Origin of the sequence: Proteus sp. GOKU (genome assembly GCF_015475555.1) — a bacterium.
GTDB classification, from domain to species: Bacteria; Pseudomonadota; Gammaproteobacteria; order Enterobacterales; family Enterobacteriaceae; genus Proteus; species Proteus mirabilis_B.
Window position 1 is genome coordinate 749,952 of sequence record NZ_CP034105.1, and the last position, 15,191, is coordinate 765,142.

The 15,191-nt window shown below is 39.5% G+C and carries 16 protein-coding genes; 8 read left to right on the plus strand and 8 right to left on the minus strand.

The features are described from left to right. The first annotated feature begins 72 nt into the window (after positions 1 to 72). The 8 genes from yajC to thiL all read left to right on the plus strand — a co-directional run bounded on the left by yajC (position 73) and on the right by thiL (position 7,270). Positions 73 to 408, plus strand: a complete 336-nt coding sequence (yajC, locus tag EHE21_RS03450) for a preprotein translocase subunit YajC (RefSeq protein ID WP_006535133.1) — start codon at positions 73 to 75, stop codon at positions 406 to 408. 32 nt (positions 409 to 440) lie between these two features. After that, the gene (secD, locus tag EHE21_RS03455) at positions 441 to 2,288 is read left to right on the plus strand and encodes a protein translocase subunit SecD (protein WP_088493710.1); all 1,848 of its coding nucleotides are present in this window, start codon (positions 441 to 443) and stop codon (positions 2,286 to 2,288) included. Positions 2,289 to 2,298: 10 nt separating this feature from the next. After that, entirely contained in the window at positions 2,299 to 3,267 is a 969-nt protein-coding gene (gene secF, locus EHE21_RS03460; RefSeq protein WP_194951853.1) for a protein translocase subunit SecF, read from the plus strand. Between the two features lie 116 nt (positions 3,268 to 3,383). Next, entirely contained in the window at positions 3,384 to 3,833 is a 450-nt protein-coding gene (gene nrdR, locus EHE21_RS03465) for a transcriptional regulator NrdR (protein WP_006535128.1), read from the plus strand. Positions 3,834 to 3,903: 70 nt separating this feature from the next. Further along, positions 3,904 to 5,058 carry a bifunctional diaminohydroxyphosphoribosylaminopyrimidine deaminase/5-amino-6-(5-phosphoribosylamino)uracil reductase RibD gene (ribD, locus tag EHE21_RS03470; protein ID WP_194951854.1) on the plus strand — a complete coding sequence of 385 codons (1,155 nt, stop codon included), beginning with the start codon at positions 3,904 to 3,906 and terminating at the stop codon, positions 5,056 to 5,058. Positions 5,059 to 5,270: 212 nt separating this feature from the next. After that, entirely contained in the window at positions 5,271 to 5,741 is a 471-nt protein-coding gene (gene ribE, locus EHE21_RS03475; protein WP_069368597.1) for a 6,7-dimethyl-8-ribityllumazine synthase, read from the plus strand. A gap of 28 nt (positions 5,742 to 5,769) precedes the next feature. Then, positions 5,770 to 6,183, plus strand: coding sequence for a transcription antitermination factor NusB (nusB, locus tag EHE21_RS03480; protein ID WP_006535124.1), 414 nt, complete (start codon positions 5,770 to 5,772; stop codon positions 6,181 to 6,183). Positions 6,184 to 6,286: 103 nt separating this feature from the next. Continuing rightward, on the plus strand, positions 6,287 to 7,270 hold the full coding sequence (thiL, locus tag EHE21_RS03485) for a thiamine-phosphate kinase (RefSeq protein ID WP_194951855.1): 984 nt from the start codon (positions 6,287 to 6,289) through the stop codon (positions 7,268 to 7,270). A 58-nt stretch (positions 7,271 to 7,328) separates the two neighbouring features. Here thiL and EHE21_RS03490 read toward each other — a convergent pair whose 3' ends face one another. From EHE21_RS03490 to rbsD, 8 genes are all read right to left on the minus strand, one after another. Further along, a complete protein-coding gene (locus EHE21_RS03490; RefSeq protein WP_194951856.1) occupies positions 7,329 to 8,225 on the minus strand; it encodes a hypothetical protein in 897 nt (298 codons plus the stop codon). A gap of 288 nt (positions 8,226 to 8,513) precedes the next feature. Further along, positions 8,514 to 8,849, minus strand: coding sequence for a zinc ribbon domain-containing protein YjdM (locus EHE21_RS03495; RefSeq protein ID WP_109850291.1), 336 nt, complete (start codon positions 8,847 to 8,849; stop codon positions 8,514 to 8,516). 383 nt (positions 8,850 to 9,232) lie between these two features. Next, the gene (gene rbsR, locus EHE21_RS03500) at positions 9,233 to 10,243 is read right to left on the minus strand and encodes a ribose operon transcriptional repressor RbsR (RefSeq protein WP_194951857.1); all 1,011 of its coding nucleotides are present in this window, start codon (positions 10,241 to 10,243) and stop codon (positions 9,233 to 9,235) included. Between the two features lie 4 nt (positions 10,244 to 10,247). Further along, positions 10,248 to 11,174, minus strand: coding sequence for a ribokinase (rbsK, locus tag EHE21_RS03505; protein ID WP_109401312.1), 927 nt, complete (start codon positions 11,172 to 11,174; stop codon positions 10,248 to 10,250). A gap of 77 nt (positions 11,175 to 11,251) precedes the next feature. Then, complete coding sequence (gene rbsB / locus EHE21_RS03510; RefSeq protein ID WP_088493698.1) at positions 11,252 to 12,142, minus strand: ribose ABC transporter substrate-binding protein RbsB; 891 nt, start codon at positions 12,140 to 12,142, stop codon at positions 11,252 to 11,254. 42 nt (positions 12,143 to 12,184) lie between these two features. Beyond that, positions 12,185 to 13,150: a ribose ABC transporter permease gene (gene rbsC / locus EHE21_RS03515; protein ID WP_088493697.1), complete on the minus strand. Its 966-nt coding sequence runs from the start codon at positions 13,148 to 13,150 to the stop codon at positions 12,185 to 12,187. Between the two features lies 1 nt (position 13,151). Then, a complete protein-coding gene (rbsA, locus tag EHE21_RS03520) occupies positions 13,152 to 14,660 on the minus strand; it encodes a ribose ABC transporter ATP-binding protein RbsA (RefSeq protein WP_088493696.1) in 1,509 nt (502 codons plus the stop codon). A gap of 7 nt (positions 14,661 to 14,667) precedes the next feature. Then, entirely contained in the window at positions 14,668 to 15,087 is a 420-nt protein-coding gene (rbsD, locus tag EHE21_RS03525) for a D-ribose pyranase (RefSeq protein WP_088493695.1), read from the minus strand. Positions 15,088 to 15,191 lie beyond the last annotated feature (104 nt).

Genomic DNA, 15,191 nt, shown 5'->3' on the forward strand with positions numbered 1-15,191 from the left:
GCCCAATTCTGTGTATGATATTGGGCTTATAACTTGAATATCGTCGATATCGACAACAATGAGGAAAAGTGAATGAGTTTTTTCATTTCTGATGCTGTAGCTTCTGCTGGACAAGCAGCGCCTGAAGCTAGCTTTATGTCTATTTTACCGATGTTAGTGATCTTTATTCTGATTTTCTATTTCATGATCCTACGTCCACAGCAAAAACGTACTAAAGAACATCGTAAACTGATGGATTCTATCGGTAAAGGTGATGAAGTTTTAACGACTGGTGGTTTAATTGGTCGTGTTGTTAAGGTTTCAGATAACGGCTATATCGTTGTTGCTCTGAATGAAACAACTGAAGTAACTATCAAACGTGACTTTGTTGCCGCTGTATTACCTAAAGGCACAATGAAAGCTATTTAATAACATTTCCCCAAAGGGAAAAGGGAACTGCCGTGCTAAACCGTTATCCTTTGTGGAAGTACCTGATGTTGATAGCCGCTATCCTCATCGGTCTGCTTTACGCACTTCCTAACCTATATGGTGAGGATCCGGCTGTTCAAATCACTGGCGCGCGGGGAACCGCCGCCAATGAGCAAACACTGGATCAAGTTCGATCTTTATTAGATAAAGAAAAAATTGAAGCGAAATCTATTGCACTTGAAAATGGTGCGATTTTGGCTCGTTTCGGTAATCCTGACATTCAGTTACGTGCCCGTGAAGTGTTGTTGCCTGCATTAGGCGACCAGTTCGTTGTTGCACTTAACCTTGCACCGGCAACACCAAAATGGTTAGAAGCCATTGGCGGTGAGCCGATGAAACTGGGGTTAGACTTACGTGGTGGTGTTCACTTCCTGATGGAAGTTGATATGGAAACTGCGTTAGGTAAACTTCAGGAACAAAATGTTGAAAGTCTACGTACATTATTACGTGACGAAGGCATTCCGTATTCCTCTATCCGTAAAACGGATAACTATGGTGTTGAAATCCGTTTCCGTAATTCGGATGATCGCTCTAAAGCTTCAGATTACCTAACTCGTCGTAATCAAGATCTCATTTTTAGAGATGGCGCAAATAACTCATTAAGAGCTATTTTTACTGACGAACGTTTACGTGATGCACGTACTTATGCTGTACAGCAAAACATCACTATCTTACGTAATCGTGTTAACCAGTTAGGTGTTGCAGAGCCATTAGTTCAACGTCAAGGCGCTGACCGAATTGTTGTTGAATTACCGGGTATCCAAGATACCGCTCGCGCTAAAGAAATCTTAGGTGCGACAGCAACATTAGAATTCCGTTTAGTCAACACTACCGTTGATCCTTCTGCTTTAGAAACAGGTCGTATTCCGGGCGACTCAGAAGTGAAATATACCCGTGAAGGTAGACCAACTATTCTTTATAAACGCGTTATTTTAACGGGTGACCACATTACTGACTCAACCTCTCAGGCTGATGAATATGGTCAACCTCAAGTGAATATTTCACTTGATAGCGCGGGTGGTTCTATCATGTCTAACTTTACGAAAGACAACGTCGGTAAACCGATGGCAACACTGTTCGTAGAGTATAAAGACAGCGGTAAACGCGATGAGAATGACCGTGCTGTATTGGTTAAAAGTGAAGAAGTTATCAACGTTGCGAATATTCAGAGTCGTTTAGGAAATAGCTTCCGTATTACGGGTATTTCAAATGCGAATGAAGCACGTCAATTATCTCTGTTATTACGTGCTGGTGCGTTGATTGCACCTATTCAAATCGTTGAAGAAAGAACGATTGGTCCAACTTTGGGTCTGCAAAATATTACCCAAGGTTTAGAAGCGTGTTTATGGGGTCTGATTGCGTCAGTTGCCTTTATGATAATTTATTATCGTAAATTTGGTGTGATTGCGAGCACTGCATTAATGGCAAACTTAGTGTTAATCGTTGGGGTAATGTCACTATTACCGGGCGCAACACTGACCATGCCGGGTATTGCGGGTATCGTATTAACACTTGCCGTCGCCGTCGATGCCAACGTACTGATAAACGAACGTATCAAAGAAGAGTTACGTAATGGTCGATCAGTACAACAAGCAATCCATGAAGGTTATAAAGGTGCCTTCTCCAGTATTATTGATGCGAACTTAACCACATTAATTACAGCTGTGATCCTTTATGCAGTCGGTACCGGCTCAATCAAAGGCTTTGCTATCACAACTGCAATCGGGGTTGCAACATCCATGTTTACCGCTATCGTCGGTACTCGTGCGATTGTAAACCTGCTGTATGGTGGTAAACGCGTTAAGAAACTGTCTATTTAAGGAGCACGTTGTGGCACAGGATTATACTGTTGAACAATTAAACCATGGTCGTAGAGTCATTGACTTTATGCGTTGGGACAACGTCGCCTTTAGTATTTCGTTTCTGCTTTTGATAGCATCAATTGCTATCATTTCCGTGAAAGGATTTAACTGGGGACTGGATTTTACAGGTGGTACAGTAATTGAGATCAATCTCAGTCAACCAGCCGACCTTGATAAAATGCGTGATAGCCTAGATGCAGCGGGCTTTAAAGATCCTCTGTTACAAAACTTTGGTAGCAGCCGCGATATTATGGTGCGTATGCCTCCTGTTGAAGGACAGGCAGGTCAAGAATTAGGTAAGAAAGTTATCGATGTTATTAATGCTGAAGTTGATAACGATGCCGTGGTAAAACGTATTGAATTTGTTGGGCCAAGTGTGGGTAGTGAATTGGCTCAAACAGGTGCTATGGCGTTATTATCTGCACTTATCTGTATTCTTATCTATGTTGGATTCCGTTTTGAATGGCGTTTGGCGTTAGGTGCGGTTATTGCGCTTGCGCATGACGTTGTGATAACACTGGGTGTTCTTTCACTGTTCCACATAGAAGTTGACTTAACCATTGTGGCGTCATTGATGTCTGTTATCGGTTACTCACTGAACGATAGTATTGTTGTATCAGACCGTATTCGTGAGAACTTCCGTAAAATTCGTCGAGGAACATCATATGAAATTATGAACGTTTCTCTGACTCAGACATTAAGCCGTACCATCATGACATCAGCAACAACATTACTGGTTGTATTAATGCTGTATATCTTTGGTGGCTCAATGCTTCAAGGCTTCTCTTTAGTTATGTTAATCGGTGTTTCAATCGGTACTATTTCTTCTATTTATGTGGCTTCTGCATTAGCACTGAAAATGGGAATGAAACGTGAACACTTGATTGTACAAAAAGTGGAAAAAGAGGGTGCCGATCAGACAACACTCTTACCATAATAGAGCGTTTTTCTGATAAAACATCGCAAACACCCTGCCAGTGTATACTGACAGGGTGTTTTTTGTTCACTGAACAGGTACACTGTTTATGAGTATTGTCAAAAGTAGGAATAACTATGCATTGCCCATTTTGTGGAGCCGTAGATACCAAGGTAATTGATTCCAGACTTGTTGGTGATGGTTCACAAGTGCGCCGTCGTCGCCAATGTCTTGTTTGTCATGAACGTTTTACTACCTTTGAAGTTGCAGAGCTAGTGATGCCTCGTGTTGTGAAAAGTGATGAAATACGTGAGCCTTTTGATGAAGAGAAACTTCGTCGAGGTATGCTTAAAGCATTAGAAAAACGTCCGGTTAGTTCAGATGATGTTGAAGCTGCGATAAGCCATATCAAATCACAACTAAGAGCGACGGGTGAAAGAGAAATACCTTCAAAAGAAATTGGCAATTTTGTTATGGAACAACTAAAGAAACTCGATAAAGTGGCTTATATTCGCTTTGCTTCGGTTTATCGTAGTTTTGAAGATATCCGCGATTTTGGTGAAGAAATCGCAAAATTACAAGATTAGTATATTAATACTGTGATTTATTTAATGATTTGATAAATAACGATAAATAATAAAATTATATGTAATTATTATGACAAATAACAACAGCAACAATCCAAGTGAAAATGAAAGCCTGCATGATGAACACTATATGCGTCGAGCCATTGAGCTTGCCGCATTAGGTCGCTTTACTACATCACCGAATCCTAATGTGGGGTGTGTTATTGTAAAAGAGGGTGAGATTATCGGTGAAGGTTATCACCATCACGCAGGCGGTCCTCATGCTGAAGTCAATGCATTAAAAATGGCAGGAGATAAAGCAAAAGGGGCGACAGCTTATGTCACACTTGAGCCTTGTAGTCACTTTGGTAAAACGCCACCTTGTGCTGATGCCTTGATTAATGCAGGTGTAAAACGTGTTGTTGCTGCGATGCAAGATCCTAATCCTCAAGTTGCAGGACGAGGGTTACACAAATTATTATCAGCCGGAATTGATGTTTCACACGGTGTTTTAATGCAAGAAGCTGAAAAGCTTAACGTTGGCTTTTTTAAACGAATGAGAACTGGCTTCCCTTATATCCAGCTAAAATTAGGTGCATCTTTAGATGGTAAAACAGCATTAGCATCTGGTGAAAGCCAATGGATAACGTCTAAAGCATCTCGTCGAGATGTACAAAATTTCCGAGCTCAAGCTAGCGCTATTTTAACAACAAGTGCAACAGTGCTTGCTGACAACCCTTCTATGAATGTTCGTTGGGATGAGCTGTCAGATGAAATTAAAGCGCTTTATCCAGAAGAAACGTTACGCCAGCCTATTCGTATTGTTACTGATAGCCAAAATAGAGTGACTGAAAATCATAAAATCACTCAAATTGAAGGCGAATGCTGGTTGGCACGTACAAAATTACAGCCAAGCGACTGGCAAGGCAATGTATCAGAAATCCTGTTACCAACGAATGGCAAAAATAGTGGTGTGGATTTAGTTTTATTAATGATGCAATTGGGTAAACGCAATATCAATAGCGTATGGGTTGAAAGTGGCGCTCATTTTGCTGGTGCATTATTAGAGGCGGGGCTTGTTGATGAGCTTATTATTTATATTGCGCCTAAAATTTTAGGGAATGATGCACGAGGATTATTTGCACTTTCTCCACTTTCATCATTATCCGAAGCACCTGAATTTACAGTAGATTCTCTCCAACAAATTGGCTCTGACATCAGAGTTTGTTTAAAACCTCGTTATTAATAGACGCAAATAAGTGTGTCTACGGCGCTATTTGTAGTAAAATAGCGCCGTGTGTGTTATTTCCTGTCGTTACGACATCGTTATCAGCCAACTAAATGCCTTGATTTATCAAGGGTTTTTGGCTCCTTTGCTGTGTAATAATAAAACAGAGCGCAGTAAAGGAAAGAATATGATAAAATCCGCGCCCCGCGGATAGGAGAAAAAGGTAACCTATGAACGTAATCAAAGGTGTTGTCGCGGCGCCAAATGCACGCGTAGCAATTGCAATTGCCCGTTTTAATAACTTCATCAACGACAACCTATTAGATGGTGCGGTTGATGCATTAGAACGCATTGGACAAGTTTCCTCTGAAAATATTACTGTTGTTTGGGTTCCTGGCGCTTATGAGTTGCCATTAACTGTTAAAGCATTAGCAGAAAGCGACAAATACGATGCAGTTATCGCATTAGGTACTGTTATCCGTGGTGGAACCGCACATTTTGAATACGTTGCTGGCGAATGTAGTTCTGGTCTATCTCAAGTTGCAATGCAAAGCGAGATCCCTGTGACTTTTGGTGTATTAACAACTGAAAGCATTGAACAGGCTATTGAACGCGCTGGAACTAAAGCGGGCAACAAAGGTGCTGAAGCGGCAATGACAGCACTTGAAATGATCAATGTACTTAAAGCCATAAAAGGCTAATCATCTGTTTTAACTTAAGGGGAATTTTGTGAAACCTGCTGCTCGTCGTCGTGCTCGTGAGTGTGCTGTTCAAGCTATCTACTCATGGCAATTATCCGGAAATGACATCGCGGATGTGGAATTGGAGTTTTTATCCGAGCAGGATACCCAAGGTGTAGATATTGCTTATTTTCGTGAGCTTTTAGTGGGTGTTGCCATTAATGCAACACGTTTAGATAAGGCAATGGAACCTTATTTATCCCGCCAACTTGAAGAATTAGGTCAAGTTGAAAAAGCAATTTTACGTTTAGCAATGTTTGAACTTAGCTTCCGTGAAGATGTTCCTTACAAAGTTGCGATTAACGAAGCGATTGAACTGGCTAAGGTATTTGGTGCTGACGATAGCCATAAATTTGTTAATGGCGTGCTTGATAAAGCTGCACCAACTGTACGTAAAAAATAACGTTTTTCACGTTTCCTCTATGGTAAATAATTCAAGGCCGGTATTTCCGGCCTTTTGTTTAATAAAGCTAGTCTAGTATGCATAGCTCAATAGGAAATAGATAATGCCTTGTGGTGAATTCTCCCTTATTAAGCAATATTTCACTTCACAACCTGTAAAACGAAAAGATGTGAATACAGGAATTGGGGATGACTGCGCAATATTGACAGTACCTGAAAAGCAACAAGTCGCTATTAGTACCGATACTTTAGTGAGTGGCATTCACTTCCTTCCTTCTATCTCACCTGAAGATTTAGCCTATAAAGCACTCGCTGTAAATATTAGTGACTTAGCTGCCGTTGGCGCAGATCCTTCTTGGGCTTCATTAGCTTTAACACTACCGGATACAAACAGTGAATGGCTTGAGGCATTTAGCCGTTCTTTCTTTGCGCTAGCTGATTACTATGCAATCCAGTTAATTGGTGGTGATACTACTCGTGGCCCTTTAAGTTTAACAATCACAATACAGGGGCTTGTTCCACAAGGAACTGCATTACTTCGTTCTGGTGCTAAAATTGGTGATTGGATCTATGTTACGGGTTTCTTAGGCGATAGCGCAGCAGGGCTTGCTGTATTACAAAATAGATTACAGCCGACAGAAAAAGAACATAGTGATTATTTTGTCGCACGGCATTTGCGCCCGCAGCCTCGTTTACTACAAGGTCAAGCATTACGCCATTTAGCGACATCTGCGATTGATATTTCTGATGGACTTATTTCAGACTTGAACCATATTCTCACAGCCAGTGGTTGTGGTGCTCGCTTAAATTTAGATGCATTACCATACTCGCCAGCGATGAAAGCGGAAGTGAACGAAGAACAAGCAGAGATTTGGGCATTAAGTGGTGGTGAAGATTATGAGTTATGCTTTACGGTACCTGAAATCAATCGTGGTGCTTTAGAGATTGCATTAGCGCATACTGGGGCAGATTTTCATTGTATAGGGCAAATTATGCCGATTGCTGAAGGCATTCGTTATTTACGTGATGGCAAAGATGTTTACCCTAATCTAAAAGGGTTTGATCATTTTAGTGAGTCTAACGAGTAACCTTACTTTAATTTAAAGGCGCTTTATTAGCGCCTTTAAGAATATTTTGAAGAGGTTGTTAGGTTCTTTCAGCTTTGCGTTTAGCAATACGTTCTTTTATGGATGCTATATCTAGTACAACGCCTTTGTTTGTACCTGACGTTTTCACTGCAACTCTCGTTTTGGGTTTAACTGAATTATTCATGCGAGAGCCTCCTTTTGTTTGCAGAATATTGGTCAAATTATGCTCATGAGTAAATGCGGTGTCAACCGATTTGATTTCTCGTTCTAGTTCCTCTTTATCTTTTTCCCATTCATTATCCATCATTAGTATTAATTCACTTAGTTCTTCTTTATTACCACAGTTTTCTTTAATTAAATGGAGGATCTTTTTATTATATTGCTCTATTGTTTCTGTATCCAACCAATTTAGTTTATCAACGATAAGATCTTTTTCTAGCCACTTAATATAATCAAATCCTCCACCGGAACAACGATCTTTTATAGAGGCTGAATTCATGCTTATTTTAATAAAGTGATCACCGTATTTGATGAAATCATAATATTGACCATTAATAGTAATTATTTGAATATTATTTATATAGCACTCGATTGCATATTCAGAACCAGATCCAGCACCATAAAAGATATAATTATGGTTTTTCGTTGTAGTCGCACCTTGAAAATAAACAACTTCTCCATTTTTTCTATCTACTTCAATAAACTCACAAATATCCTCATCCATATTTGAAAGAATACCTATTAGCGTAGCATATTCTTCATCTATTCCTATATTATCTCCAATATAAAATGCCAATATAGCTAATATTGCATTTATATAACCAGAATAGAATATGATGCTATCATCAAGAACATAAAATTTTTTAAAAGGCGCAGGAGCAGGGTTATCATCACAATCAGTCCATAGTCTATCTGCTGCTACAAATGTTAAATTTTGAGAAATAATCGTAGTCATTACTTATAATGGTATGATTTAATTTAAAAAGAATTGAATGATTCTATATTGATAAAGGATAAAAGTGAAAATATATTTTATACTTAAATACTTAAATACTTAAATACTTAAATACTTAAATACTTAAATACTTAAATACTTAAATACTTAAATACTTAAATACTTAAATACTTAAATACTTAAATACTTAAATACTTAAATATATTTAAAAGGCGCTTTATTAGCGCCTTTGATGATCTTGATAATATCTAAATTTATATTTAAAAAGATTATTAATAATCTATTATCTTAGTTCTTTTTCACAAATTCAGATTTCAATTTCATCGGTCCAAAGCCATCAATTTTACAATCAATATTATGGTCGCCTTCCACTAAACGGATACCTTTTACTTTAGTACCAATTTTCAGCATGGTTGAGCTACCTTTGACTTTGAGATCTTTAATCACAGTCACTGAATCGCCATCAGCTAATAAATTACCGTTAGCATCTTTAACCACTAACTCATCGCTATCAACAGTTGGTTCTGCATCGTTCCACTCATGTGCGCATTCTGGGCAAACATACATTGCACCATCTTCATAGGTGTATTCAGAATTGCACTTAGGACAAGAAGGTAATGACATAATAATACTCTCAAATTTTATCAAAATGGGAAGTGATTAATCGTCACAATGAGGATAACACTTGCCCCATAAATTAAAGGACACATTATCATTTAAGAGTGAAAGTTCTAAGCAATCCCCTAAATGGTACTGCCTCTGATAATGCGAAAGGGCAATAGTATAATGGATTTGATGGAAATTTGCATCTTTCACAGGTTATGACGTAAAGAGTGAGGAAAAGTAGGCTAAATATAGAGAGTTAAATAGAAAATAAAGATAAATAAATGTAGTTTTGAAATTTTTGTAATTTCTTGATATTAAAACAATAATTTAATAAATGTAACTAAAAATAAATGCCCTCATCTTAAAAGAGAGCATCATCAATAATAGTGTTAATCTTCTTATTATGATTTTACAAATTTACTCACCGAACCACGCTCTATAAGTTTGGGGGTAAGAACCAAAACATTGTCATCAGCGTCGATATTTTCCATACGATGTAATAATTGGCTGACAGCAAGTTTACCCAATTCATCTTTAGGTTGGTGAATGGTAGAAAGAGGAGGGATCATATAAGAGGCGAGATCGATATCGTCATAACCCATGACTGAAATATCATCAGGTACGCGCAAACCTTTTTGATAAATAGCTTGATAAGCACCAACAGCCATTGCGTCATTACAGGTAAAAACCGCTTGTGGTAAGAGAGAATGTGAGAGTAATTTTTGCATTGCGCTAAACCCACCGGCAAATTCAAAATCACTTGTTAACACAAACTCTTCTCGAATAGAGAGTCCTGCTTTTTGCATTGCATTGTAATAGCCTTGCAAACGATGTTTTGCTGGGAGTTTATCTTGTGGACCTGCAATACATGCAATTTCAGTAAAGCCTTTTTCAATCAGATAATTGGTGGCGATTTCTCCCCCAAGCAGGGAGTTATCTTGAATAATATCTCCGCCGTATTCAAACGGAGACCAATCCATCATGACCATAGGCAAACGAGGATAACGATTTAGCACTTCATGAGAGGGCGCTCGGGCTTCTGTTGACATCAATAATAAGCCATCGACACGTTTTTGTAGCAACGTTTCAAGGCTACTATCCATACGTTCGTAATCCCCTTCGGTATTACATAAAATTAGGCTATAGCCTTTTTCGTAGCAACTGCGTTCAACACCACGTACAACTTCTGCATAGAAAGGGTTGCTACTGGCTGTCACTAACATACCAATAGTGTGAGTACAGTTCATTTTTAAACTGCGCGCTAAAGCAGAAGGCGCGTAATTTAAGGTTTCGATAGCATCGTTAACCTTTTTACGAATACCTTCGCTAACATAACGATTGTTATTGATAACGTGAGAAACAGTTGATGTCGAAACGCCCGCCAAACGGGCGACATCTTTCATTGTTGCCAAAGTACTATGCTCGCTCTGCTAAAAATGATTCGATTTCATGACGCCAAGGAACAGATGATTGCGCACCATGACGTGTAACTGCAATGGCAGCTGCTGCGTGAGCAAAACGGATAGCCTCAACGGAAGGTTTCCCTTCTAATATTGCAGTGACAAATGCACCGTTAAATGTATCACCTGCGGCAATGGTATCAACAGCATCGACGCGAAATCCAGGAATTATCATGCCTTTCCCTTGTTCACTAAACCATACACCACGGCTACCCAAAGTGATAAGCACTTGTTTGATACCTTTTTGATGTAAAATTTCGGCAGCTTTTGCAGCACCCGCTTCATCATGCACAGAAACGCCTGTTAATATTTCGGCTTCCGTCTCATTTGGAGTGATAACATCAATAAAACTCAGAAATTCATCAGATAAAGGTTGTGCTGGTGCTGGGTTTAAAATGACTTTAGTTTGGTGTGATTTTGCTAGTTTTGCGGCTTCAAAAACAGTCTCTAATGGTGATTCTAATTGCATCAGCAAGGCATCAGCATGCTCAACAACATGATGATATTGCTGAAAATGAGTAGGTGTTAGTGCGCCATTAGCACCTGCAACAATACTAATTACGTTTTCACCTTGTTCATTAACAAGTATCATCGCCACACCTGTTGGTGTTTGCGGAATAATACTAATTGCATCAATATGAATATTATCTGTTTTAAGCTGTGAAATTATCTCACTACCAATCGCATCATCACCGACACAAGCAATAAAGGTTATATCGGCACCACTGCGACCACAAGCAACTGCCTGATTTGCACCTTTACCACCAAAGGCTATTTTGTATTGATGACCAATAATGGTTTCACCAGGTTTTGGAAATTGTGAAATATTCATAATGTGGTCAACATTAATGCTACCTAGAACAGCAAGGCGAGGTGTTGTCATAGCCTTTATCCTTGTGAAAACGTGTTTAATGATTAAAGCTACCACGGAGCAATATTACTCCGTGGTATTTATTGTTGTTATTTTTTAATAACTAACTCAAGTTCGACAGGGATTGTTGCATCCACTTTTTCGCCTTTGAGAATTTTATCTGCGGTTTGAATACCGATAATACCAATTTGGTCTGGGCGTTGAGCAATGGTTGCACCTAACATGCCACGGTTTACCGCTTTGATCCCATCATCTGTACCATCGAAACCAATCACTAATACATCGGTACGACCGGCAGTTTGTAATGCACGTAATGCACCTAATGCCATTTCATCATTTTGTGCAAAAACAGCTTGAACCGCAGGATAAGCAGTTAATAGATTTTGCATTACGTTAAGACCTTTTGTACGGTCAAAATCAGCAGGTTGGCTGGCAAGTACATTCAGTTTGTGAGCATCAACCGCTTGTTTAAAGCCTTCACCTCGTTCACGAGATGCAGATGTTCCGGTGATCCCCTCTAGTTGGATAACTTTGGCATCACTAGCCACTTTCTCTGCAATATAATCACCCGCCATTTTACCACCAAGACGGTTATCTGAAGCAACGTGGCTGACGACTTCGCCTTTGTTTGCAACGCGGTCTAAAGTGATAACAGGGATTTTGGCTTTATTAGCTAAAATAACGGCGTTACCCACAGCATCAGAGTCTGTCGGGTTAATGAGCATTAAGCGTGTGCCTTTTACTGTCAGATCTTGCACGTTAGCAAGCTCTTTAGCTGGGTTGTCCATAGAATCTAGAACAACAAGATCGTAGCCTAATCGGTTAGCTTCTTTCTGTGCACTGTCTTTCATGGTGACAAAGAAAGGGTTGTTAAGTGTTGAAATAACAAGCGCGATCGACTCTTTTGCAAATGCGTTGGCGCTGATTGTGGCGCTTAATGCAACAACAGAAAGAAGTGTCGCCATTTTTTTGAGTTTCATAATATAAGTTCCTGTCGGGATTCGGATTAAGAGAATAGAGAGTTATTTTTTGTTATCTACCAAAACAGCAAGTAAGATGACCACCGCTTTTACTATCATTTGATAGTTTGATGATATTCCTAATAAATTCAGTGCGTTATTTAAGAAACCTAGAATAAGTGCACCAATTAATGTACCGATAATACGACCTTTACCACCTGCAAGACTGGTACCACCCAGAACAACGGCGGCAATAGCATCTAGCTCATAGCCATTACCTGCCATTGGTTGCGCTGATGAAAGGCGAGCAACTTCAATGACACTGGCAAGGGCAGCTAATAAACCACACAGTGCATAAACAATGATTTTGATTTTATCGACGCTAATGCCGGATAAACGTGTTGCTGATTCATTACCGCCAAGCGCATAAATATAACGGCCTAAACGAGTATGATGTAATAAATACCATGCGCTCAAAAAGACAATCATCATCAGCCAGATTGGGGTTGGAATACCAAATGGGCGACCAATACCAAACCAGCTAAACAGATCAGCATTATCGCTAAAGCCGGTATTAATTGGGCTACCGTCGGTATAGACACGAGTAACACCGCGCAGCAATAACATCATGACTAGCGTAGCAATAAAGGCTTGAACTTTACCTTTAGCAACGATAATCCCTGTTACACCACCAATGGCTGCACCTAACGCTAATGCTCCAACAACAGCAACAAGTGCATTAACATCAGCACCTACCATAGAAGCAGCAACAGCACCAGTTAATGCAAGCAATGAACCAACAGATAGGTCGATGCCAGATGTCAAAATAACCAGCGTCATCCCAACCGCCATAATGGCATTAACCGATGTTTGTTGGAGAATGTTGAAAATATTATTTAAGGTAAAAAAATTGGGACTGAGTGTGGAAACGACGACAATCAGGATAAGCAGAGCAATCAGTGATTTTTGCTCTAATAGCCAAGCTTTTGAGAACCAACGTTTTGACGCTGGAATTGAATTCGTGCTCATATCAAACTCCTACTTTAGCGTCATATTGTTTACCAACAGCCGCTGCCATTAGCATTTCTTGTGTGACATTGTGAGCGGAGAACTCACCACTAATACGACCTTCATGCATAACCAAAATACGGTCACTCATTCCCATTACCTCAGGCATTTCAGAAGAAATTAAGATGATGCTTAATCCTTCTTGTTTAAATTTATTAATTAGCTGATAAATTTCTTTTTTAGCGCCCACATCAACGCCACGAGTGGGTTCATCAAGAATAAGTACTTTAGGGCGAGTCATTAGGCCTCTTGCGATAGCCACTTTTTGTTGATTTCCCCCTGATAAGAAACCGATGGTTTGATCCATTGAAGGGGTTTTTATATTGAATAATTTAATAAAATCGCCAACAGTGAGTTGCTCTTCTTTATGATTAAGCACACCCATACCGCGGCTAAAATAGCGTAGTGCAGTCAGAGACATATTTTCTTTCACCGACATACCGAGCACTAAACCATCACGCTTTCTATCTTCAGAGATGTAAACAATGCCTTGTTCTAAACCTTCAGCCGGCTTTTTGATTTGGCAGGGTTTACCATCTAACTCAACGGTGCCATTGGTTTTGGGTAATGCGCCGTAGATAATTTTCATTAATTCAGTACGACCCGCACCCATTAAACCTGAAATACCAAGAATTTCGCTTTCATGTAATGAGAAACTGACATCATGAACATCTTCGCCGCTGAGGTTAATGACATTGAGTTTGGTTTTACCTTGAGGGATATTAATACGAGGGTATTGGTCTTCTAACTTACGACCAACCATCATTTCAATCAGAGTGTCTTCTTTTAATGAGGCGACAGGTTTTTCACCAATAAACTGACCGTCTCGCAGTACAGTCACGTCATCGCAAATCTCAAAGATCTCTTTTAAACGATGCGAGATATAAACAATGCCGCAACCTTGATCTCTTAGTTCACGAATAACACTAAATAGCGATTCAGTTTCAGTGTCAGTTAATGCGTCTGTTGGTTCATCCATAATAATGACTTTGGAACCAAAACTAAGCACCTTGGCGATTTCTACCATTTGCTGATCACCAATCGATAATTCAGACACTAAACGGTGACTGCTGTAAGCAAGGTTTAATCGGGCTAATAACTTATCGGCTTCTGCATACATTTTCTTCCAGTCAATGGCGCCAAAAGCACGCGTAAATTCACGACCTAGGAAAATATTCTCTGCGATGGTCAATTCAGGAATAAGGTTAAGCTCTTGGTGAATAATACCTATTCCTGCTTCTTGAGAAGATTTGGGACCATTAAAAGCACAACTTTCACCTTGATAAATCACTTCGCCAGCATCTTTTTTATAGATCCCAGTGAGTACTTTCATCAGTGTTGATTTTCCTGCGCCATTTTCACCGACTAAAGCCATTACTCGACCAGGGTAAATTCGTAATGTAGCGCCGGATAGTGCTTTTACACCGGGGAATGACTTATCAATATCTTTAAGTTCAAGTAAAGGTTCCATATTGTCCTCAAAAAGTCACACCAGAAAACAACACAATATTGGCATAAGGCGTACATTCACCGGTTCTAATAACAGCTTTATTTTCAGTAAGTTGCTTTTTGAATGCTTCATGTGAAACATACATTATTTGAATAGACTTCTTCTGCTCTTGCTCTAATAAATAGAGATAAGAGAGGATTTCATTAAAAAGAGAGGGATTGATGGTTTTAATTTCTTCCGCCAGCATCACGGCCTCGACTTGCATCTCATGAGTGATTGTTTGCAACACGGACATAAAGTCCGGAATACCCTGAGTGAGAGCAAGATCAATACGTTCAACAGAGGAGGGAATAGGTAATCCGGCATCTGCAATAGTGATTTTGTCAGTGTGTCCTAAACGTGAAATTACACTCGAAATAGGACTATTAAGTAATACACCTTTTTTCATGTTTCCTCCTCAGCGAAACGTTTCGCTGTCTACATAGTAGAAAAGAAAGGCGGGAAAACAAGTTTGATTTATTCATATTGTGAGCATGATCGAAACGTTTCGTT

Coding starts and splice junctions, on each gene's coding strand:
- yajC (WP_006535133.1), top strand. CDS start 73: ATGAGTTTTTTCATTTCTGATGCTGTAGCTTCTGCTGGACAAGCAGCG.
- nrdR (WP_006535128.1), top strand. CDS start 3,384: ATGCATTGCCCATTTTGTGGAGCCGTAGATACCAAGGTAATTGATTCC.
- ribD (WP_194951854.1), top strand. CDS start 3,904: ATGACAAATAACAACAGCAACAATCCAAGTGAAAATGAAAGCCTGCAT.
- ribE (WP_069368597.1), top strand. CDS start 5,271: ATGAACGTAATCAAAGGTGTTGTCGCGGCGCCAAATGCACGCGTAGCA.
- thiL (WP_194951855.1), top strand. CDS start 6,287: ATGCCTTGTGGTGAATTCTCCCTTATTAAGCAATATTTCACTTCACAA.
- EHE21_RS03490 (WP_194951856.1), bottom strand. CDS start 8,225: ATGACTACGATTATTTCTCAAAATTTAACATTTGTAGCAGCAGATAGA.
- EHE21_RS03495 (WP_109850291.1), bottom strand. CDS start 8,849: ATGTCATTACCTTCTTGTCCTAAGTGCAATTCTGAATACACCTATGAA.
- rbsK (WP_109401312.1), bottom strand. CDS start 11,174: ATGACAACACCTCGCCTTGCTGTTCTAGGTAGCATTAATGTTGACCAC.
- rbsB (WP_088493698.1), bottom strand. CDS start 12,142: ATGAAACTCAAAAAAATGGCGACACTTCTTTCTGTTGTTGCATTAAGC.
- rbsC (WP_088493697.1), bottom strand. CDS start 13,150: ATGAGCACGAATTCAATTCCAGCGTCAAAACGTTGGTTCTCAAAAGCT.
- rbsA (WP_088493696.1), bottom strand. CDS start 14,660: ATGGAACCTTTACTTGAACTTAAAGATATTGATAAGTCATTCCCCGGT.
- rbsD (WP_088493695.1), bottom strand. CDS start 15,087: ATGAAAAAAGGTGTATTACTTAATAGTCCTATTTCGAGTGTAATTTCA.